The organism is Microcoleus sp. (assembly GCF_049646505.1).
Classification (GTDB): domain Bacteria; phylum Cyanobacteriota; class Cyanobacteriia; order Cyanobacteriales; family Microcoleaceae; genus Microcoleus.
Window position 1 is genome coordinate 1 of sequence record NZ_JBARVX010000111.1, and the last position, 22283, is coordinate 22283.

The window sequence follows — 22283 nt, forward strand, 5'->3', positions numbered from 1 at the left end:
AATTCTGGTACTTCTTCCGAAGAAAAGTATGCGCTATTTTATGCAGAATTAGTCAAGCGTGTAGCCGAATTAGTCGCTCAGTGGATGGCGGCTGGTTTTTGTCACGCGGTGCTGAATACTGATAATATGTCGATTACGGGAGAAAGTTTTGATTACGGGCCTTTTGCTTTTATCCCAACTTACAAGCCGGAATTTACTGCAGCTTATTTCGATCACTACGGTCTTTATTGTTACGGAAATCAACCGTTTATTTGTAAGGGGAATTTAGAGAAGCTTCAGCAACCGCTAGCAGCGGCAATTCCTCAAGCTGATATGGATGCTGGTTTGGCAAAGTTTGGCGATTATTATAATGCAGCTTACCGCAAGTTGATGCTGAATAGATTGGGATTTGAGGATTTGCCAGAAGCTGATGGCGATGAGCTTTTGAAGCTGACAATTAAGATGCTGGCGGAGTCTCAAGTTGATTATCACGATTTCTTTTGGGAATTGCGCCGACAGTTCGATCGCACTTGGCGAGATGATGCTAGTCTAATCTTTAGCGAGGCCCAACCGACGGACTTGATAGCACATTGGCGGCAGTTTTATTGTCACGTTTTGCAAAGTTTGTCGGCGGACGATATGGATAAAATGGCCGAGAGGTTGCGCCAGCACAATCCCGAACAATCGCTGTTGAGGCCGACGATTGAGGCTGTTTGGGAACCCATCGCTCTTGAGGATAATTGGGAACCGTTTTATGATTTGGTGAAGCGAATTCAAAATTATTAAAGGGAATTGGGCGGAGCGAAGCGGAGGGATGGGGCATTGTTGACTGTTAAGCTGTCGCGCAAATAAACATTGCATATTCAGGGCGGGCAGGATGCCTGCCCCACTCATTGTTTTATTGCTTTTTGACATACAGTTTAAATGCCGCACAACTAACAACTAACAACTAACAACTGACAACTGAGGGCGGGCACGGGGGCACCGCCCCTACCAACTGACAACTAGCTACTTGAGTTTTTCAATCTCAAATTGTGTGTCTTTGTAACCGCCGGTAAGTCCTTGATCGAGAAAGATTTTGCCCGCTTTTTCTAAGTCGCTAATTGCTCCTGCTTTGTCTCCCAAGGAGCGGCGAACCATTCCTCTACCGTAGTAAGCTGCTGCATAATTCGGATTCAGCCGAATGGCTTGCACGTAATCGCCGATCGCACTATTGTAATTATTTAACTGCTGGTAAACCTTCGCCCGATTGGCGTAAGCTTCCGCATCGTTGGGATTGAGGCCGATTGCTGCGGTAAAATCGGCGATCGCCCCCTGAGCATCTCCCCCTGCGTTGCGGGCCAAACCGCGATTGCTCATAGCATTGTAATTGTTCGGATTTAGTGTCACCGCTTGAGTGCAATCGGCAATTGCTTTCGGATAATCCTTCAAATTTAAATAAGCAATGCAGCGATTGTTGTAAGGAATCCCATCTTCCTCGCTCAGCGAAATCGCCTGAGTGCAATCGTCAACTGCCGCTTGATGCGCTCCCAAATTCAACTGCGTGCTGCAACGATTTGTGTAAGCATCTCCACTCTTGGGATCGATCGCAATTACCTGAGAATAATCCACCAAAGCTCCCTGATAATCTCCTAGGTGAAAGCGAGCTCTCCCCCGACTGTAAAAAGCATCAACATTTTGAGCGTCGAGTTTAATTGCTTCAGTATAATCTCCGATCGCCCCCTGCAAATCTCCGCTCCCAGCGCGAGCCAAACCCCGCGAATGATAAGCTTTAACAAGCTTCGGCTGCAACCGAATTGCTTCAGTAAAATCCTGAATAGCCATCGGGTAATCTTGTAGTTCTAAATACGTAATTCCTCTTTCATAATATGTTTCAACATCGTTGGGCTGTAGATTCAGAACCTGAGTGTAATCCTCAATCGCCCCGCGCTTGTCGTTAAAATCGTTGCGGGCTAATCCCCGGTTAAAATAAGCCTTAAAATCTTTAGGATTGAGAGCGATCGCCTGAGAATAATCGGCAATTGCTTCTTGATATTTTTTTAAATCGTAATTAGCATTTCCCCGCCGATAAAAACTATCAGCATTGTTAGGATTTAATTGAATTGACTTGTTGAAAGCTTCCAAAGCTGCCGCCGCATCTTGATTGCGAGACTTTTCTACTCCCAGTTCGTAATATTCCTGAGCTTTAATCGGATTCGGGCGGCTGCAATAACTAAACAGAAATACCAGAGCGATCGCCCCCAATCCAGCCAAAATCAGCCACCAAAACCGAGTTCCCAAACGTGACACAAAACTATCAACAGACAGTAAACTAGGAGCCCTACTTTTCTTTTGAGCATGAGGCTCTTGGCGGTGCGTCAGCTTGCTCAGAGCGGCCAAAACGTCATCAGCCGATTGATAGCGTTTGCCAAATTGGTGACATACCATTTTGTCAATGATATTTGCCAATCCCGGAGAACATTGAGCTCGGTTTCGCCAAACAATTTCCCCGGTGTGAGAAGGACTCGGATCTTGCAATTTTGGCAAATCGGTACCGGGTAAACCAGTGATAGCTTGGATTGCCATCATCCCTACGGCATAGAGATCGCTGCTAAATTGGGGGTTGCCTTGAAATTGTTCGATCGGCATATAAGCCGGAGTCCCCGTCGCAATGGTGCGCGGAAATTCTGCATCGTACTCGGTGACGTGATTGGCAACTTCTTTAACTGAGCCGAAGTCAATTAAAACTAATTTACCGTCTGGTTTGCGGCGGATTAAGTTGGAGGGATTAACATCGCGGTGAATCACTCCCTGAGAGTGTACGAATGCGAGCAGTTGTAACACTTCTTCTAACAAAGACACTACTCGTTCTTCCGGCCAAGGTTGACCCGCCGTAATTTCACGATTTAGAGCGTGTCCGGGAACAAATTCTTCTACCAGGTAGAATTGACTGCCTTCTTCAAAATAAGCGAGCAAAAAGGGAATTTGTTCGTATTTACCCAGCTTTTCTAAAATTTCTGCTTCTTGTTTAAATAAGCGGTAAGCTGTTTTGAGAACTGAGGAAGTGTTGCTGGGAGGACGAAGTTGTTTTACTACACATTGAGGGTGGCCGGGTCGGCGAGTATCGACAGCTAAATAAGTTTGTCCGAAAGCTCCTGAGCTGAGAATTTGCACTACGCGATAACGCCTGTCTAAAAGTTGACCAACCATGTTCATATCGATAATTGATAATTGGTAATTGGGATTTGGAAATTGGGAATTGAGCGCGGGGAATTGGTAATTTGGAGTTGGTGATTGGGAATTGCTGATTGGTGATTTTCCCTTCTTCCTTTTTTCTGCTTCATTCTTCATTTTTCATTTTTCCTGATGACTAATGACTGATAACTGTTAGTTGTTAACTGTTAACTGTTAACTGTTAACTGTTAGTTGTTAACTGTTAACTGTTAGTTGTTAGTTGTTATTGGGAATTGTTAGTTATTATTGGAAATTCGTAGCAAGTAACCAATAACCAATAACCAATAACCAATAACCAATAACCAATAACTAATAACCAATTCCCAACAACTAATGACTACTGACTACTGACTAATGACTACTGACTACTGACTACTGACTAATGACTACTGACTAATAGTTTATTTAGGAGCGTTTATTTGCGCTTGTGCGTTTTGGAAACCATCGGCTCTTCCTTGTTCTAGAAACAGCGTTGCAGCTTTCTGAAAATCTTCGATCGCCCCAGCTCGATCTTTGAGTTGGCGGCGCACGAGGCCCCGGCTGTAAAAAGCAGTAGCATTGTTGGGATTGAGCCGCAACGACTGAGCGAAATCCTCAACCGCTAAAGGGTAATTTTTTTGTTCTGAGTACAGGGTGCCGCGATTGCTGTAAGCTACGGCATCGCTGGGATTGAGACTAATTGCTCTGGTAAAATCTTCCACAGCCCCGAGTTGGTCTCCCGAACCCGATCGAGCTAATCCTCGATTGCTGTATGCTTTGGGATTGTTGCTGTTAAGTCCGATCGCCAAACTGCAATCTTCAGCGGCCTTTTGAAATTGTTTTAAATTCAGATAAGCAATGCAGCGGTTGTTGTAAGCTGCTTCATCTTTGGGATCGAGATTAATTGCTCGGCTGCAATCTTCAATCGCTTTGTCGTAGGTTGCCAAATTTAAGTAAGCGCTGCACCGATTGGTATAAGCATCAGCTTGTTCTGGTTCCAATTCGATCGCCTTACTATAATCTTCCATCGCACCCTGATAATCTGCCAGATTAAAGCGCGATCGACCGCGACTGTAGTAAACGCTAGCTTGTTTGGGGCTAATTTGAATCGCCTGGGTAAAATCTGCCATTGCTCCAGCTTTGTCGCCCGAAGCCGATCGAGCTAAACCCCGATTGCTGTAAGCTGTAGCATCCTTGGGATTGAGCCGAATTGCTTGAGTGTAGTCTTCAATGGCCGTGCGGTAGTCTGCCAAATCGTAGTAAGCTAAACCCCGCTGATAGTAGGCATCGCCGTCGCTCGGACTCAGCCGCAATACTTGGGTAAAATCCTCCGCGGCCCCCCGCTTGTCGCCGGTTTCGAGGCGCGCCAAACCTCGATTGTAGATGGCTTTGGCGTGGCTGGGATCGACTTTAATTGCTTCGGTGTAATCCTGTATTGCTTGCGCGGTAGCACCCGTGTCGTAGCGAGCGTTAGCCCGCCTGTAGAAAGTTTCAGCATCGCCAGCATTCATGGCGATGGCTTGGGTATAATCGGCGATTGCGCCTGTTTTGTCACCTTGCTGCGCCTTTGCAACGCCGCGGGCTAACAATTCTTTTGCCCTCGCCGGAGTGTGACTCTGCCAAAAGTAAATTATCACTGCTGTCAAGATTAAGGCCGAGGCCGTTGCAGCCAGCAGCAATCTGGTTTGGCGCTGTCTCGGCGGTTGACTCGCAGCCTCCTTGATGATGGTGGCCGGCTCCGCAACCTGCCATTTTACAGCGATTTGTTTGATGAAGGCCAAAACTTCCGCTGCTTCCTGATACCGTTGTTCGCAGTCGGAGTCCACCATTCGATCGATCGTATCTGCTAAAGCCGCCGAACAAGTTGCCCGGTTGCGCCAGGAAATTTCGTTTTTGTTTTTTCTCAGGGCGCTGAGTTCCTTGGGTGAAAGTCCTGTCACGGCAAGCTGGGCGATCGTCCCTAGAGCGTAGATGTCGCTATTGTAGCGGGGGTTGCCTTCCAATTGCTCGATCGGCACGTATAACCCCTGCACCCCTAAGTTTTCTTTTTTTCCCAAAGACGATTTAACAGACTTCGGCGAGGTTTGCGCCAGCAAATCACAATTAGCCAGTTCCGGGTTAATTTCTTTGTCTAGGCTAAAGTCCACCAACACAAATTTCCCGTCTGACTCGCGCCGGATAACTCTGTCTGGTTGAATTCTGCGGTGAATGAAGCCCTGAGAGTGGATGAACGCCAAAATTTCTAATATGGATGATAGCAAAGTAATTACTTCATCTTCTTGCCAAGCTTCACCCGCAATCAATTCTTGACTCAAAGGTGAACCGACAATAAATTCTTCAATTAAGTATAAACTTTGATTTTCCTCAAAATACGCCAATAATTCGGGTATTTTGTCGTGTTTACCCAATTCCTCAATTATTTCGGCGTTTCTTTGAAATATAACTTTGACTAATTCTGGAGTTTGCGAACTTGTGCCGGGAAGCCGCATTTCTCTAACCGTGCATTGCGGATACCCAGGACGGTGAGTATCTGCTGCTAAATAAGTTTTTCCCACCTCACTTGAGTCTGTGACTTTAATGATGCGGTAACGTCTGTCTAGAAGTTGACCAATCATGCTCTGCCCTCTACCCTGTTAATGTTCGATTATCGCATGAAATCACCACAGCCCAAAGATTTGGCTGAGTAATTTAAGTTCGATCGCCCCGTGACTGGGGTCAACGGGCAGTCCTCTTCTGCAAGCTTCGCTAACGAATTGGCGATCGAAGTCCCGGCGGCCGCCCTCTTCTTAATATCTTGGCAAAAAATCGCATAAATTGTCGATAGGTTAATCAGATATGTATAATTTAACAACCGGTCGCAGATTGATTTACATAAATTTACAACGGCTTAAATCCTTAATTCAAGTTCTCCTGTCTCTCGAAGCCCGCGATCAATTACCAAGCGCCAGAAAAATTTAAAAAAATATTTTCTACTCTTCGACTCAGCAACTCGTGCAGCTTCTCCTAAAAGGCGGTAGTTTTGATTTATTGAATTATACACCAAATATTTATATCCCAATAGGCGATTGTTAAGACTGTGTATTCCCAGATATCCTTCTCGCATCCCGCCTAACAAAGACCGCAGCCGTTGACGCAAGAGCAACTTTTTTTCCTCCTTTTTCAAGAAAATTAGGGCGGTTATTCCACCGGGATTATCAACCAGTTTTGAACAGTATTGATTTATAATGTCGAAGACCGATCGGCAATTGCCCGATCCTCACAAACTAGACATTGAGATTTTTTTTTAATGTGAACAATAAAAATGGCTGAATCACTAACAAAAGGAGGAACGATCGCAGCGATCGCCACCGCCATAGTTCCCCAACAAGGCAGCGTCGCCATTGTGCGACTTTCCGGTTCCGCAGCCTTAAAAATTGCCGAAACTCTGTTTCGCGCCCCAGGACAGCAAATTTGGGAGTCTCACCGCATTCTTTACGGCCACATCCGCCACCCCAAAACTCAAGAATTAGTCGATGAAGCTTTGCTGTTAATCATGAAAGCGCCCCGTTCCTTCACCCGCGAAGATGTGGTGGAATTTCACTGTCACGGCGGGATTATGGCCGTCCAGCAAGTCTTGCAGTTGTGTTTGGAAAGCGGGGCGAAATTGGCGCAGCCGGGAGAGTTTTCGCTCAGGGCTTTTTTGAACGGGAGGCTCGATTTAACTCAGGCTGAAAGTATTTCAGATTTGGTGGGAGCAAAATCTCCTGCTGCTGCACAAAGTGCTTTAGCTGGTTTGCAGGGAAAATTAGCGCAGCCAATTCGCAAATTGAGAACAACTTGTTTGGATTTGCTGGCAGAAATTGAGGCGAGAATTGATTTTGAGGAAGATTTGCCGCCTTTAGATGAAGCTAAAACTTATTTGGAAATAAATCATGTTTTGGCGGAACTGTCAACAATTTTGGCGACGGCGGATCGCGGTGAATTGTTGAGAACCGGTTTGAAAGTGGCGATTGTGGGGCGGCCGAATGTGGGAAAGTCGAGTTTGTTGAATGCTTGGAGTAAGAGCGATCGGGCGATCGTCACAGATTTGCCCGGAACGACGCGAGATGTGGTAGAATCGCAGCTAGTCGTGGGCGGCATTCCGGTGCAGGTGCTCGATACTGCCGGCATTCGGGAAACTGAAGACAAGGTAGAAAAAATTGGCGTAGAGCGATCGCGCGCCGCAGCAAAACAAGCCGATTTAGTATTGCTAACAATTGATGCAGAATCTGGTTGGACAGAGGGCGATTCCGAAATTTACGAACAAGTAAAGCACCGCCCGCTAATTATAATCATCAACAAAATCGACCTAGTAAAAACCATCCCCGAACTACCTTTTTCCTCGGAAATTTACCCTGCAGTCATCGCATCCGCCGCCCAAGATCGAGGCATAGAAGACCTAGAAACCGCAATCTTAGATGCCGTCAGCCACGGAAAATTGCAAGCAGCAAACTCCGATTTAGCCATCAATCAGCGGCAAGCAGCAGCCTTAACCAAAGCCAAAATTTCTCTGGAACAGTGCACGGATACTATTAGCAACAAATTGCCTTTAGATTTTTGGACAATAGATTTGCGCGGTGCAATTCAAGCATTGGGAGAAGTTACGGGCGAAGAAGTGACAGAATCAGTGCTAGACAGAATATTTAGCAAATTTTGCATTGGGAAATAAGGAGGGAAAAAGATTATTAATCCTTAACAGCAAAAGGAATATTACAATTATGAGTTCAACCTGAAACAACCAACAAAAATAGCAGTGCAATTACCAATCTACCACATCACTCACCTTGATAATTTAGAATCTATTTTTTCTGCCGATGGATTGTTAACATACAACGCTATGCGTGCCGCACGCACTCAGTACACTAATATCGCCTACGAGAATATCCAAGATCGTCGTGCTAGAATTCGCGTTCCCTGTGGTGCAGGTGGCGTACTACACGATTATGTTCCCTTTTATTTTGCACCGCGATCTCCGATGTTATACACCATTAATCGGGGCAATGTACCAAACTATACTCAAGGTCAAGCAACAGTCATTCACCTCGTTTCTGATGTAGAAGATATAGATGCTAGAGGTTTAGATTTTGTTTTTACTGACGGTCATGCAATCATGACATTCACCGATTTTTTTGACAATCTCGACGATCTAGAGCAAATCGACTGGGATGTTATGGAATCCCGTTACTGGAACGACACAAACGAAGACAACGACAGAAAGCGCAGGCGTCAAGCCGAATTCTTAGTTCGCAATTTTTTGCCTTGGGACTTAATAACAGAAATCGGCGTTATCGATTCTACAATCAAATCACAGACAGAGAATATTTTACAAAATTTTACACATAAACCCTCAGTAATAGTTCGCCAAAACTGGTATTATTAAGATAAAAAAGAATCGGGAAATTAAAGTGATTGAAATTCGGGAAGGCAACCTTTTAGAAGCAAATGCAGAAGCCTTAGTGAACACAGTTAATTGTGTTGGAGTTATGGGCAAAGGAATTGCCTTGCAATTCAAGCAGGCATATCCCGATAACTTCCGCCAATATGCAAAAGCTTGTCGGGCGAGCGAAGTGCAGCCCGGACAAATGTTTGTAATATCTACTGGCAATCTATTCAATCCCCGATACATTATTAATTTTCCCACAAAACGCCACTGGAGAGGCAAATCAAAAATCGAAGATATTCAAACTGGACTAAAAGCTTTGATTCAGGAAGTAAAGCAATTGGGCATCACTTCTATTGCTGTTCCTCCGCTAGGCTGCGGGAATGGTGGCTTGTCTTGGAAGACAGTCAAACCGCTAATTGAATCAGCTTTTTTAGAACTGCCAAACGTGCAAGTTTTGCTGTTTGAACCGCAGGCTGCTCCCCAAGCTGATACGATGCAGGTTGCTACTGAAAAACCTCAGATGACTCGCGCTCGTGCCTTATTTGTTCGCTTGCTGGAATTGTACGGAATTCCTGGCTATCGGTTGACGATGCTGGAAATTCAAAAGCTAGCTTATTTTCTTCAGGTAGCAGGTGAACCGCTAAGATTAAATTATGTAAAACAAAAGTACGGGCCTTATGCAAATAATCTCAATCATGTTTTGCAGAAACTGGAAGGGCATTATATTCGAGGTTATGGAGACCGGAGTAGAGAGGCGCAAATCTATGTATTGCCTGACGGTGAAATAGCGGCGCGGAATTTTTTAGAAAATGCTCCCGATGCTATTGAGCGACTAGAGCGTGTTAGCGGGTTAATTAATGGTTTTGAAACTCCTTACGGGATGGAACTGTTGGCAACTGTTCACTGGGTTGTTGGGGAAAATAGGGAAGCAGCAGAGGATTGCGAAAGAGCGATCGAACTTGTACGCGAATGGAACATTCGCAAGAGCGAACTATTTAAGCCTCAACATATTCGCAAAGCATGGCAGCGGCTTCGCGAGCAGAGTTGGTTTTGTTAGGATACCTTCTACCGTTTGATGCCTAATCCTCACGATCGCGGTCTTCCCAGAGTAGTAATATAAAGCACGGCCTCGCTCGCAGGAATACCGAGAACGTCATTCACGCGATCGTCAAAAAAGCCCGCGATACCGCTGACACCCAAACGCAGTTGAACCGCTGCTAAATTCAACCGCTGGCCCAAATGACCCGCGTCCATGTGCAAATATCGGTAAACTCGATCGCCATATTTTGCTACAGCCCTGTTCAAATCCGCCGTGTGAAACAGCAGCGCCCCCGCATCTCGGCCCAAATCTTGCCCCAAACACAAAAAATGCAGATCCCTGCGGAAATTTTTAAACCGAATTTGCCGCAATTCTTGAGCTTTCGGAGCGTAATAATAACAGCCTTCCTCCAACCCGTGCACTCCCGAAACAGCAATAAAAGTCTCGATCAAACTCAGATCGAAATAATCGGGATAACCGTCTAATCCTTGGTCGATATAGTGCTGCGGCTGGTAAGTGAAATCCAGCAATGCTAGCAGTTCGCCCAAGCTCAAAGAAGCACCTGTATAAGCGCGGGTAGAACGCCTTTTTAGCATAGTGGTTTCTAAAGTTTCCAGATTGACTCCCCAAGGAATCGAAGGACTGACCGTCGAAATTTTAGTACAAAATGGAAAGTTGTATTTATCCTCTAAATCACCTTCCTTTTCATCAAATTTCCAGCCATCCGTTCCGGTGGGATCTGAGTCTAACTGTGTCGCTTTGTGGAGGTATCCCAACAGTTGACCTTCGGAAATTTTCGGATAATCTGTTGTGGTGTTTCCGGGCAAAGCTGTTTTGAATTTGGGCAAATTTTGGTCGATATCTAGCAAGTCGGCTAACGCAACTACACAAATCGCTCCTTCTTGTTCCGAGTCGATGTACAGTAATTCATTGATAGCTGCGTCGGCGAATCCTCCAATCAAGTGAGGTCGGTAATCGTTGACGGCGCAAGCTAACTCGATATTGCTCAATAAATGACCGGTGTCGAGGAAAATTCTGCGGTAGGCTCGGTCTTCGTAACGCCAAGAAGAACGGAAGAAAACAGTGGTAATGGCGATCGCCAGTTGGGTATTTTCTAGCGCCGGCGCCCCGAAACAAGCTGCTTGCAGCGCCGACCAAACTTGACTGTCCCAAAAATGAACGAGTGAATGAGTTCTGCACTGATAATTGTAGAGTCCGGCAGGCAAATGCGGCGTGCCGCGGGAGATTAAATAAACCTCGGCTGGGTAAAGCCCGCCCGCCGACGGTGCCGATCGCAAATACAGATAGCTCTCATCCACCGTCTGCACCTTCGCCGTCAACCCGTAACTGCACAGCAACAAGCTAGACAAGCGGTGCCACCAACCCGCATCAGCCGCGGCCTCGCGATCGTCCGAGGGGTCTTTTAGATAAGGCTTGAGGTCAAAATACGCCCCAATTTTATACTCTTTGAACGGCACGGGCTGCTCAGTCCAATCTAGCTGTCTGCTTTTAGCAGCAATGGTTTCAGGGTCATATTTCGTCCGTTGGTGGTAGTGTTCAGCAATCGAAACAGGAAGTTCTGGCATATTTCAGTAGAGGATGGGCTTTGGTTTGTCGATCGATCTTGAGATTACTGACTGGTTACTGACCGAGCCAGCCAGAAATTTACAAATATAAAAAAAATCTTAGAAAAAATGCGGTCGCTGTTACACAAGCTTAACATGAGAGAATGCTTAGGTATAAATACGCAAATAAATAACCATTAATTATTGTTATGGACTGGCTGCAATAGCTGTCCTTATAAAAAGATGAAAATGCAAAAGCTAAGCGCTGAGCAATTGCTCGCTCAGTATTCTGAAGGCAAGCGAAATTTTGATGCAGTAGACCTCAGTGAAAATAATTTATTTCAAGCAGATTTGGCAGAAATCAGCCTTTCTGGTAGCATTTTGAGGCAAGCTTATTTGCCCTACGGAAATCTAACTCAAGCCAATCTTTGTCAAACACAGTTGCAGGATGCTGAATTGGGCGACATTCAACTTTATCAAGCAAACTTGTCAGAAGCTAATTTGTCAGGAGCAAATTTATCAAGAGCAAATTTGCGACACGCTAATTTGCAAGGTGCTAATTTGCAAAATGCTAATTTACAAGGTGCGGATTTGTACAATGCCGATTTGAGCAATGCCGATTTGAGCAATGCGGATTTGAGCAGAGCTAATTTGGAGAAAGCAAAGTTAACTAAAGCTCAGTTAGCTGGCTGCAACTTATTTCGATCGCGCTTGGCAGATTTGTCGGAAGCTGAGTGCGATCGCACTACCATCAGCCCCGAAGGATATTAGACCTCTTGCCTCAGTCCTTTTAATCAAATTTTGGGACGGGCTAGAAGCCCATCCCACAAGAAAAAAAGATTTTTGTGGGACGGGCCCCAGAGCCCGTCCTAATTATTTTTGCAAGAGGTCTATTGATGATTTGCAGCGCAGCGGGCGATCGGCTTACAATTACGCACGGCGCAGCTATCCCCCTTCGTGAACCGCCATTTTTAAATTTTATTAACATCACTCGACACCGCTGAAAATGTGAGTTACATTTGTATAAAATTTATAAGAGTATCTCATACCATTTTTCTAAAGATATGCTATTGATGAAGTCTTAGCCCCTTATTAAGGGGGGTTGGGGGTAATATTTAACGCTACTTTATGAAATTAGTATCACTTTTGTAAAAACTATTTGTTCATAATCCTGTATAAATTTCGCGAGTTTTTTGCAGCACTATTCAATGCAAAACACAGATGCTTGCGATACTCCCAAACTGAGCACGGCGCAACACAGACAATAAATAACACACATTTCTCCTGGGAAACCGGGTAAATTTTATGAATTACCCAGACCAAAAAGCCAGAGAAATTCGGCACAAAAAACAAGAGCAGCGGAAGCGCCAACAAGAACTTTTGCTTAACGAACTAGCAGCAGAAATCGACCGCTCAGTACCAGCATATCTAACCAGCAACTGCGAAGAACCAGACAGCAAAAGTAACAATCAAATCAAACAGTGGCGGCGAAAAATCTTAGCCACAGCTCAATTTGCTGGCATTTTTCTTGCTGTTGTAGTTACAGTTCGCGTCGCATCTGGGCTAGCAATTGTGCTCATAATTGGAGTAATTACTTTGATTGTTTACAATATCTTTTTTGAAGAAGATTGACCTCAAAATACGCCAGCCTAAAAAGCTGAAAATAACTATTACTTTAAAATCTAAACTAGAAATTATATCAAATCCGGTAGCATCGGAATGATTCAGATATATATTCTCTCCCTCTGTGTACTCTGTGTTCTCTGCGGTTAAATCATTCCGATACAAGCGGAAACGATATTACTCGTTACCAAGGATAGCTTAGTAACGAGCAAGACGAGCGAAAAAACATTTTTTTTAGAGTGTAAAATCTCACTAAAAATGCTTTATTTTGCTTGCAGCTACAAACTACTAAATTTCATAAATTTCTAGCGGTAAATTGTCTGGATCTCTAAAAAATGTAAAACGTCTTTCTGTAATCTCGTCAAAGCGAATTTCTTCGACTTCTACTTGTTGCAATTTTAAGCAAGCAACGGATGCTTCTATGTCCTCAACCGCAAAAGCTAAATGTCTCAAACCGCAAGCTTCGGGATTGCTAACTCTTTTGGGAGGGTCTGGAAATGAGAACAACTCGATGGTGTCGCCATTTCCGACTTGCAAATCTAATTTGTAAGAATTTCTCTCAGCCCGGAAAGTTTCCTTAATAATCGAACATCCCAATACTTCTAGATAAAATTTCTTCGAGGTTTCGTAGTTAGAGCAAATAATTGCTACATGATGTATTGCCTTTATTTTCATGTTTAAAAAGTTAGTTTGTGGCGTTTTTTCAAAATTACAGCACGCTACTGACAATTATATTTGACTTCTAGCAAAATCTGTTAAATTCCGGGCGATCGCCCTTTATTTTCCCCTCTTCAAATCTTAATCTGTAAAATTCTGCAAAAAAAAGCACCCCACTTTGATAAGATGAAACTTTTGCAGTCAATTACCCCATTTGCATCTCAGGAGACCAGCACTATGGCCCGTATGTATTACGACACCGACGCTAACCTAGACCTCTTAGCCAAGAAAACAATTGCTATCATCGGCTACGGTTCCCAAGGACACGCCCACGCCCTCAACCTCAAAGACAGCGGCATGAATGTCGTTGTCGGTTTGTATCCCGGTAGCAAATCTGCCACCAAAGCAACCGATGCGGGTTTAACTGTTCACCCGGTAGACAAAGCCGCCGCTGCTGCTGACTTCATCATGATTTTATTGCCCGATGAAGTTCAAAAAACTATTTACAAAGAACAAATCGAACCTAACCTTTCAGAAGGAAATGTTTTAGCATTTGCTCACGGTTTTAACATTCACTTCGGCCAAGTTGTCCCCCCAGCCAACGTAGACGTAGTAATGGTAGCCCCCAAAGGCCCCGGACATTTGGTGCGGCGGACTTACGAACAAGGCGAAGGTGTTCCGAGTTTGTTTGCAGTATATCAAGATGCTTCAGGTCAAGCGCGCGATCGGGCAATGGCCTATGCTAAAGGTATCGGCGGCACCAGAGCCGGCATCCTAGAAACCACTTTCCGCGAAGAAACAGAAACCGATCTTTTTGGCGAACAAGTAGTTTTGTGCGGCGGTTTGAGCGCCTTAATTAAAGCTGGATTTGAAACTTTAGTTGACGCTGGATATCAACCAGAATTAGCTTATTTTGAATGTTTGCACGAAGTTAAACTTATCGTTGACTTAGTAGTAGAAGGAGGCCTCGCCAAAATGCGCGACAGCATCTCCAATACCGCAGAATACGGCGATTTAACTCGCGGCCCCCGCATCGTCACCGATGACACCCGCGCCGAAATGCGGAAAATTCTCAGCGAAATTCAATCCGGTCAATTTGCCCGCGAATTCGTTCTCGAAAACCAAGCCGGCAAACCTGGTTTTACCTCCATGCGCCGTCAGGAAGCAGAGCATCCGATTGAAGAAGTTGGCAAAGATTTGCGAGCCATGTTTAGCTGGTTGAAAAAGCAAGCCTAATCGATTTGAGATTTGAGATTTGCAGATAAATCTCCAACAGTTATAGAGGCAGAACTTCTATCTGTAGGGCGGGCAGTTCCTAGCTTACCGCTTGGAGGAAAATCTCAAGTCTAAATTTGAATCGATTACAAATTACAGATTACAGATTGGATAGGATTTTTCTAATCTATAATCCCAAATCTAAAATTGCAGTGTTGGGCGAAGCGAAGCGTAGGGTTTGCTTCGCTTAACTCAACCTACAATCAAATGATTAAGTATTGTTATAAAACTAGGTTTTTCGCTGCTAGGTCAAGACTATCTACTGGGACTAGGAGTTTTTTGCAATTTTTCAATATCTCGTTCTCTTTGTTCGTTGAAATCTCTCGGTCTCAGCCAACTTGGCCACAACCCGACGAAGAAATTTCTACTTGCTACGCTGGTATCTCTTATCGGTTTGGGGAGAAAAGCTAAACTGTCACCGTAAAGGGTAAATAGCACTGCAAACAAAAGCAACAGCGGGATCAGATTTTTTTTAGGCATGGCAGTTTGGGAGTGGAGTTTGTGAAAGCGCTTTGTTATATTTTGCCCTGGTACGGACAAAATATATCAGCAACGGCTCAAGAAAAATATATCTCAGCAGTGTCGGAGAGGGCATTGCCGTTTCCCTACCCCAAAACAATCAATTTTCGTCGGTGAAAGATGTAACGATTCCGGGATTAATTCTAGGAAAATGGCGCGTGCAGTTTCCTGATGGTTCGACACTTCGGCGAGGTTTAGGTGCAACGTTTAACAGTTAACTGTTAACATCATTCCGAGGCAACCGGAAACGATATAACAAGTTATTAGCAAATGTCGAAGTGGTGGGAAATAGTTTGTGGGTGCATTTTTGTTAATTAGGATCGAAAACTTAATCACTTAAACACCTCCTAAAGTCCTCTCTCCTGTAAGTTGCTTTCGTCAAAGGAGGCAGAGCCTCCGGATCTGCATTACCAGGCCGAGCCTGGTAACGAGCAAATTTTCATTCCTAATGAATGCTGACTAATGACTGCTGACTACTTGTTTTGTTGAATAAAAGTTTGTACGAAGGCATTTGTTTCTGGGGTAATTTCTGTTACTAGGCGCACTGGGATTGCGTTTGTTGAGGCAAATTGCGCGTATTCTGGTGTTAGAAAGACTGCATATTTGTCGGCTTCTGCTGTTAGTTGAGCGGCCGTCGCTAAACTGATAGCTTTAATATAATTTCGTATGCTCGCGGCTCGATCGCCGACAAGTTCGTCACCGGTGATTACTGTACTCGGTCTCCCAACTTGGTCTAAGGTTGTGCTGGGATCTTTGACGCTTAAGTGGGTTCCTCCTACAAATCCGACTAGCCATTTGGGTGAGGGAATTTTTGGGAAGCCGGCAATTTGTTCGACTAAGGCTGGTGTTGTTTTGTCGGCAGAACCTGCTACTATTAATGTGGGAATCTTAATTTTACTTAAGCCTGTTTCTCCAAATAGTAATGATGTGGTGGGATTCATGACGATCGCCCTTTTAATCCTGGCATCCCGCAATTGATACCGTTCTTCGGGCAATCCCGCCGCCGCGCACTGAATCCCTTCGCCCAAGCTAAACCCAATCAAATCGCCCTGACAGCGCTGTTTGAGCCCGCTCAATTGCAGTTCGGCACCCGCTAAGGACAAGGCTGTTGCACCGCCGAAGGAATAGCCAACTATCACCGATCGGTCGATCGCGATTTTCCCCCGCAAATTATCATCCGTTTGGTTCAATTTTGCCAGTTCGTCTAGCACAAAACTGATGTCCTTGGGACGGTCTAAAAACTCTTGAGGAGCTAATAACCCAGACTTACCCGCGATCGCAGCATTAGTGTTCGTTTCGTTGCTTCCCGGATGTTCCAAAGCAGCCACCACATAGCCGTAAGACGCTAAATGCTCGGCTAAATAGCGCAAATCGGTGCGGACTGAGCCCAAACCGTGAGAAAAGACGATCGTTGGTTTGTCAGCCGTCGCAGCTTTCGACCAGTAGACATCAACCGGAATAGGTCGATTGCGGGCGCTGTCGTTCAAATCTAGCTTCAATACCTGCACCGAATTCGGGCCCGGTAAGCTAGGGTCAAAAGGCAGGTTCAGGGCGGGTTTAATGGCTGCTAACTGAGGTGCGATCGCCGCCATAAACCGCTGAGTTTGCCAAAAACCCGCGTTCAAATTTCCCAAAACCGAGAAAGCTCGATCGAGATCCACGACTACCCGCGAACTCGGATAAGATTCAATAAAACTCAGTACCGACAAGCCTTCCGGCGCGTTCGCCCCCAGCACCAAAGCCGATCGCAGCGCTTGGACACCCGCACCGTCGCGCCTGGGTACGACTGTAGTCAAATCACTCAGGATGGCATTCCCGATGCCGGTATTTAACAAGTTGCTCAAACCGACTACATTGAGGGGGATTTTTGCTTGCAGGGCTCCCAAGATTTGACTCCGCTGTGTGTCAGACAGAAGATTGGCGTAAGCTTGCAGTCTTGCGGGGACTTTGCCGGTTTTTGCGAGTTCGCGCAAATCTGCAACGGATATTGAGGATTCTAAAATACCTTTGCGGACAACAACTGTTTCCGCCGCTTTTGCAGGGGATGCGACAGCGCCGAAAGTGCCGATCGCGATCGCGCTACAAACACTCGCCAGGGAGGAAAACCATCTGAAATTGGGTCTAACGCTCATTTTTACCTGATTCAACTAGAAACTATATCACTATATTCTCAGAATTTTCCCAGATACCGAAAAATTGCCCCAGATGGCGAGAAATTGTGTTGAAGGGCGATCGGCGGTGTCTCTGGGTATGTTTAATTGTCGATCGCGAATTTTGCACCTAATGACACTGGGAGCATCTGATTTTTGTATAATTTTTTGTATTAGTGCGATCGGCTTTGCTCGAAGGGCTTCCATAACCGAAAGCAAGCGAGGACGATCGCACAACCTTAAAGCAAAACACAGATGCTCCCACTGCACTATACCTCTTGCACTCAATCGCAGACCAGATTGAAAGCATCTGCGTCCATCAGCGTTTATCCGCTTCAAATCTGCGGTTAACCGGCTCGATAGATGAATGCAGGTGCATCAGACGATCTGCGGTTAAAACATTACTTAAGATTTAGGAAAATAAACAACAAGCATCGAAAGTTCTTGATGAGCGCGGGCGATCGATTCCGGTTCTTTAAGAGTTCCCGGTTGTTCCCACAAATTCTGCGGCTGATAAATTGTTGTTAAAATCAGCAAATCATGTTCTAACAACTGCTGCGAAACCTGCTTGACAAAATTTCCCCGCACCCGATTTACTGGTATCTCAGAAAGAATTTCTTCCTCGACGGCACTTTTGTTAGCTTGTTCGCGTTTTCTCGCCACCAACAACACTTGTAAAGTCGCCTTAAGTTCCTGGGCCAAACTCTTAGCAATATCCACGGTTTCCGCAAATCCAAACCTAGTCAAATCGCTGTCAGTTATCGCCAAAACGATTCTGGCTGTATTCTGGATAGGATGGGGAAATCGAGAAATTAGTACCGGTACGGGCGATCGGCTTACTATATTGTCAATGATGCTGCCAAAAAAATTGTCGCGCGTCGTGGAAAACCCCTTCCAGCCGCAAACAATCAAACTAGCCTCGCGTTCGGTTGCGCTCCGCAGAATTCCGCGATCGATCGCATCATCTATTCTCGCGATCGGTTCCACCGCACAATTAGCCGCGTTAGCCACAGTTTCCGCAGCCCTCAAAAGTTGAGTTTGCTGCATTTTCTGTGCCGGCGAAATTGCTTCCCCGCGATCGGACAAAATATGCAGAGGTAGCAAAGTTCCCTGGGATGTTTTAGCTAAAATCAAAGCCAAACGCAGCAAATTATCTTCCGTATTCGGGTTAGCAACAGGTACTAAAACTCGCTCTCCCCATAACTTCTTTCCCGAAGTAGCAGCCGGCAAACTCGACTCCGGCTGCTGCATTTGTTGACCCCACCGAGATACAATCCAAGGAGAAGCGACACAAGTTACTAAAATCATGGCAATGATACCGTTCACTGTTACGCGATCGACCAATTCAATGTTAAAAGCAACCGTAATTGCAGCCAAAGTAGAAGCAGCTTGAGCAGCAGAAAGACCGAACATTACCATAATATTCGGAAACTTAAAACCAAAGATTTTCCCCGGTATCCAAGCTGCCAAAAACTTGCTCGCCAATTCTGCTAAAATCATCACCCCCGCCACCAGCAAAGACTGCGGCTGCTTCACCAAAATTAGCGGATCGATCAACATCCCCACAGAAATCAGAAAAAACGGCACAAACAGCGTATTCCCAATAAACTCAATCCGATTCATCAGCGGACTCATTTTGGGGATAATTTGAGTAATGGCAATTCCCGATAAAAAGGCACCAATAATTGGCTCAACTTCAATTATTTCCGCTGCGTAAGAAACTAAAAACAGGGTAGCTAGTACAAACATAAATTCGGCATTTTCGTCGTGTCCGAACTTCTTAAAAAACCAGCGGCCGATTTTGGGAACTCCCCACAAAGTAGCAAAAGTGTAGATAGCAAGAGATGGAATTAGAAACAGCCAAAAATCGAGAGTAAGATTTCCTTTGTGAGCTTTAACAACAACTGCTAGCACCAACAGTCCCAAGACATTTGTAATTAAAGTCCCGCCCAAAGTCGCAGTAATAGTCTGAGTTCGCATCAATCCCAATTTTGTGAGAATTGGTAGGGCTAAAAGCGTGTGGGTAGCGAAACAAGAAGCGACTAAAATTGAAGCCAGCCAGCTATATCCCAACAGCAGCATTGCTCCCGTACCCAAGATCATCGGTAGGGCAAAAGTAGCCAGACCAAATATGATAGCTTTGTCTGCATTGAGTTTGAGGTCGTCGAGGCTAGTTTCCAGTCCCGCTAGGAACATCAAAAATAGCAATCCTACGGTTCCTAACAAAACCATAGTAGCGTCCCGTTCCAGCAAATGGAGACCGTTAGGCCCGACAATTACGCCAGCAATAATCAAACCGACTATTCCCGGCAGTCGCAAGCGCTCAAATACTAGAGGGGCGATTAGCATGATTGCTAAAAGAACAAGAAAAACGGGAACTGGAGCGGTAATTGGCCCGGAAGCTAGCATAAATTTTTATCCTACATATTCGCACATAATTGATACTAATTTTTCCCTAAAAACTCTAAATATCTATCAATCTAAAGAGGGATTTTGGAAAAGTTGCAGTTGTTATTGTTAATAACTACGATTGACCGGAATCGATCCGGTTTTTTAGCAAAATATCGGTTCGTAGTGAGGACTAGACCTCTTGCAAAAGTCCTTTTAATCAAATTTTGGGACGATGCTCAAAGCTATCCCACAAGAAAAAAGATTTTTGTGGCATGGGCTTCTAGCCGGTCCTAACTATTTTTGCAAGAAGTCTACTTTAGTCCTTATCTAAATCCGAGGACTCAAGTCCTCACTACAAACCTACTTGATGCCGGTTCGCAGTCAGGACTTTAGTCCTTATCTAAATCCGAGGACTCAAGTCCTGACTGCAAACCTATTGAAAATCCAAAACCGGGAAAGGTTTTGCTGCTTCCATTTGCGCGGCTAAAGCAATTAAAGTTGCTTCTGCTGCCGGCCGCCCGATAATTTGAATTCCCACGGGCAAACCCTTATCATCTAAAATTGCCGGAAGTGCGATCGCAGGCAAACCGCTAGCATTAAACGGCGGACAAGGAGCAATCCAATTAATAATATTAGCCAAGGTTTCCTCGCAGCTCAAATCTGCCCACTCACCGATGCGAATTGGCGAGTGCATATAAGTAGGCAAAACTAACACGTCAAAATTTTCAAAGAATCCCACAATCCGCCGTGAAATAACCTGCATTTGATTCACTGCCCGCAAATATTCTCCAGCGGAAACTGTTCTTTCCAACAACCAGCGATTCATCGGTTCCAAAGCAGGGCCTGGAATGCCGCTTGCAGCCGCTCCCGACTGCCAAATTACTGTAAACGGTTCGATTAAACCTGTAAAATCTGGGCATCCCGGTTCTACACTGTGACCCAAATCTGTCAGTAATTTGACTGTTTCGAGTACCGCTTGCTGACAGATACTCTCAGCCTCGCCCACGGGGGGAATAGCGGTAGAAAAAGCAATTCGCAGCTTGCCCGCTTTTTGACGGGAAGCCTCTAAAAACGTCGGATTTGAATCTGGTAGCCAGTACGGATCGCCTGTTGTGTAGCCTGACATGACGTCTAAAAGTGCGGCCGCGTCAGCCACGGTACGCGCTAGAGGGCCGTTGGCAGAAATCCCGCTGAGGTAATCTCCGACTGGTGCCCAGGAAACTCGCCCGCGCGATGGTTTGATGCCTACTAAACCGCAGGCGGAAGCTGGGCCTCGGATCGAACCGCCGCCGTCTGAACCTTGGGCGATCGCGCATAAACCGGCCGCTACAGCCGCTGCTGAGCCGCCGCTGGAACCTCCGGGCGTGTAGTCTAAATTCCAGGGATTGCGCGCAGGCGGGAAACCTTCGGGTTCGGTGTAAGGCAATGAGCCAATTTGAGAGGTTGCTGTTTTGCCCAGAATGTTAAATCCCGCTCCTTTGATCCGCCATACTACTGACTCGTCGTAGGCTGATATATTACCCTGCAATGCTTGAGTCCCGTAAGTACACGGAAGCCCGGTAACTGGTGTCAAGTCTTTGATGGCGATCGGCACTCCGAAAAAAGGTGGCAATTCCTGTGGCTTTTTTAACCCCGTTAGTTGTTCGGTTTGAGATTTAGCCAGGGCGATCGCCCGATCGGCCGTTACTGTAAAATAAATGCCAAGCTGGGGGTTTAATCGATCGATCCGTTCCAAGTACAGATTCACAATTTCTAGAGGCGACACTTCCAGAGCGCGGATCGACTCCGCCAATTCCAGAGCTGAAGCAAAAGCCAAATCCAGTTGATTCATTTGAATTAATCTCTGAACATCATTTTTAGTGAAGATTTACGACACAATAAAACTCTTTATTTTTCTGCTTTGACTCGTGCAACTAGCAAACCACATTGAGTAGAAATTACAGTCAGATTCAGTGCAATTGATGGCATCCAATCCAGAAAATCTTTCAGTTCTTGCTGGCGATCGACGACATTATCTGCTACCAGCAAAAATTCTTGACCCTCGCTGCGAGAAGCGATCGCCTCCACATCATCTTTATAAGGTGGCTTAGAGTGATCTACAAAGACAAAATCTGGGATGGGAATCTGAGCCGGAATTTGCTCGATCGCCTCAGCAGAACCACAAACCCACTGTCTAATTCGATGGGATATTCCTGCGTCTTGGAAATGTTTTGTCGCTTGCTCTGCCACAGCACGATCGAACTCTACCGTATGTATTTTACTCTGGCTATCTCCCAGGGCAAGATAGCAGGTAGACAGACCGTACCCGGTTCCCAGTTCCAGAATATTTTTGGGTCGTGCTGCCATAACAAGGGCTTGCAAAATTGGACCAGTATCTTTACGAATCGGATTTCGCCAAGCATGCTCTCCATACTGTTCGCCACCTAAAACACAAATTTTTTCTATGACTGCTAAAACGTTTTGGCTCATAATTAAAGAAGATACTGTTGATG

General features: G+C 45.4%; 17 protein-coding genes. 8 read left to right on the plus strand and 9 right to left on the minus strand.

Features of this window, described 5'->3' with window-relative positions; all coding sequences use genetic code 11:
- The coding region (locus WBA89_RS06465; protein ID WP_424404873.1) for a protein adenylyltransferase SelO family protein at window positions 1-765 on the plus strand (765 nt) is incomplete at its 5' end.
- 222 nt (window positions 766-987) lie between these two features.
- On the opposite strand, the gene WBA89_RS06470 is transcribed toward WBA89_RS06465, so the two are convergent.
- Together WBA89_RS06470 and WBA89_RS06475 are read right to left on the minus strand one after the other, a co-directional pair.
- Window positions 988-3168, minus strand: a complete 2181-nt coding sequence (locus WBA89_RS06470) for a tetratricopeptide repeat protein (protein ID WP_424404919.1) — start codon at window positions 3166-3168, stop codon at window positions 988-990.
- Window positions 3169-3593: 425 nt separating this feature from the next.
- On the minus strand, window positions 3594-5786 hold the full coding sequence (locus WBA89_RS06475) for a tetratricopeptide repeat protein (RefSeq protein WP_424404875.1): 2193 nt from the start codon (window positions 5784-5786) through the stop codon (window positions 3594-3596).
- Window positions 5787-6472: 686 nt separating this feature from the next.
- Between WBA89_RS06475 and mnmE the strand changes: the two genes are divergently transcribed.
- The 3 genes from mnmE to darG all read left to right on the plus strand — a co-directional run bounded on the left by mnmE (window position 6473) and on the right by darG (window position 9629).
- A complete protein-coding gene (gene mnmE / locus WBA89_RS06480; RefSeq protein ID WP_424404877.1) occupies window positions 6473-7858 on the plus strand; it encodes a tRNA uridine-5-carboxymethylaminomethyl(34) synthesis GTPase MnmE in 1386 nt (461 codons plus the stop codon).
- Window positions 7859-7942: 84 nt separating this feature from the next.
- Window positions 7943-8569: a type II toxin-antitoxin system toxin DNA ADP-ribosyl transferase DarT gene (gene darT / locus WBA89_RS06485; protein ID WP_424404879.1), complete on the plus strand. Its 627-nt coding sequence runs from the start codon at window positions 7943-7945 to the stop codon at window positions 8567-8569.
- A gap of 25 nt (window positions 8570-8594) precedes the next feature.
- Entirely contained in the window at window positions 8595-9629 is a 1035-nt protein-coding gene (darG, locus tag WBA89_RS06490; RefSeq protein WP_424404881.1) for a type II toxin-antitoxin system antitoxin DNA ADP-ribosyl glycohydrolase DarG, read from the plus strand.
- A gap of 29 nt (window positions 9630-9658) precedes the next feature.
- Here the strand turns inward: darG and WBA89_RS06495 are convergent, their stop codons facing one another.
- Window positions 9659-11197, minus strand: coding sequence for a SagB/ThcOx family dehydrogenase (locus tag WBA89_RS06495; RefSeq protein WP_424404883.1), 1539 nt, complete (start codon window positions 11195-11197; stop codon window positions 9659-9661).
- Between the two features lie 228 nt (window positions 11198-11425).
- On the opposite strand from WBA89_RS06495, the gene WBA89_RS06500 reads away from it, so the two are divergent.
- Window positions 11426-11947, plus strand: a complete 522-nt coding sequence (locus WBA89_RS06500) for a pentapeptide repeat-containing protein (RefSeq protein ID WP_424404885.1) — start codon at window positions 11426-11428, stop codon at window positions 11945-11947.
- A 534-nt stretch (window positions 11948-12481) separates the two neighbouring features.
- Window positions 12482-12808: a hypothetical protein gene (locus WBA89_RS06505; protein ID WP_424404887.1), complete on the plus strand. Its 327-nt coding sequence runs from the start codon at window positions 12482-12484 to the stop codon at window positions 12806-12808.
- 279 nt (window positions 12809-13087) lie between these two features.
- Here the strand turns inward: WBA89_RS06505 and WBA89_RS06510 are convergent, their stop codons facing one another.
- Complete coding sequence (locus WBA89_RS06510; protein ID WP_424404889.1) at window positions 13088-13474, minus strand: VOC family protein; 387 nt, start codon at window positions 13472-13474, stop codon at window positions 13088-13090.
- Window positions 13475-13693: 219 nt separating this feature from the next.
- Here WBA89_RS06510 and ilvC point away from each other — a divergent pair, with 219 nt between their 5' ends.
- Complete coding sequence (gene ilvC, locus WBA89_RS06515; protein ID WP_424404891.1) at window positions 13694-14692, plus strand: ketol-acid reductoisomerase; 999 nt, start codon at window positions 13694-13696, stop codon at window positions 14690-14692.
- Between the two features lie 551 nt (window positions 14693-15243).
- A complete protein-coding gene (locus tag WBA89_RS06520) occupies window positions 15244-15468 on the plus strand; it encodes a hypothetical protein (RefSeq protein WP_424404893.1) in 225 nt (74 codons plus the stop codon).
- A 255-nt stretch (window positions 15469-15723) separates the two neighbouring features.
- Here the strand turns inward: WBA89_RS06520 and WBA89_RS06525 are convergent, their stop codons facing one another.
- From WBA89_RS06525 to WBA89_RS06545, 5 genes are all read right to left on the minus strand, one after another.
- Window positions 15724-17382, minus strand: a complete 1659-nt coding sequence (locus tag WBA89_RS06525) for an alpha/beta hydrolase (protein ID WP_424404895.1) — start codon at window positions 17380-17382, stop codon at window positions 15724-15726.
- A gap of 30 nt (window positions 17383-17412) precedes the next feature.
- Window positions 17413-17670, minus strand: coding sequence for a hypothetical protein (locus WBA89_RS06530; protein ID WP_424404897.1), 258 nt, complete (start codon window positions 17668-17670; stop codon window positions 17413-17415).
- Between the two features lie 135 nt (window positions 17671-17805).
- Window positions 17806-19809, minus strand: coding sequence for a cation:proton antiporter (locus WBA89_RS06535; protein ID WP_424404899.1), 2004 nt, complete (start codon window positions 19807-19809; stop codon window positions 17806-17808).
- Between the two features lie 415 nt (window positions 19810-20224).
- A complete protein-coding gene (locus WBA89_RS06540) occupies window positions 20225-21622 on the minus strand; it encodes an amidase (RefSeq protein ID WP_424404901.1) in 1398 nt (465 codons plus the stop codon).
- Window positions 21623-21678: 56 nt separating this feature from the next.
- Window positions 21679-22260, minus strand: coding sequence for an O-methyltransferase (locus WBA89_RS06545; protein WP_424404903.1), 582 nt, complete (start codon window positions 22258-22260; stop codon window positions 21679-21681).
- Between the last annotated feature and the right edge of the window lie 23 nt (window positions 22261-22283).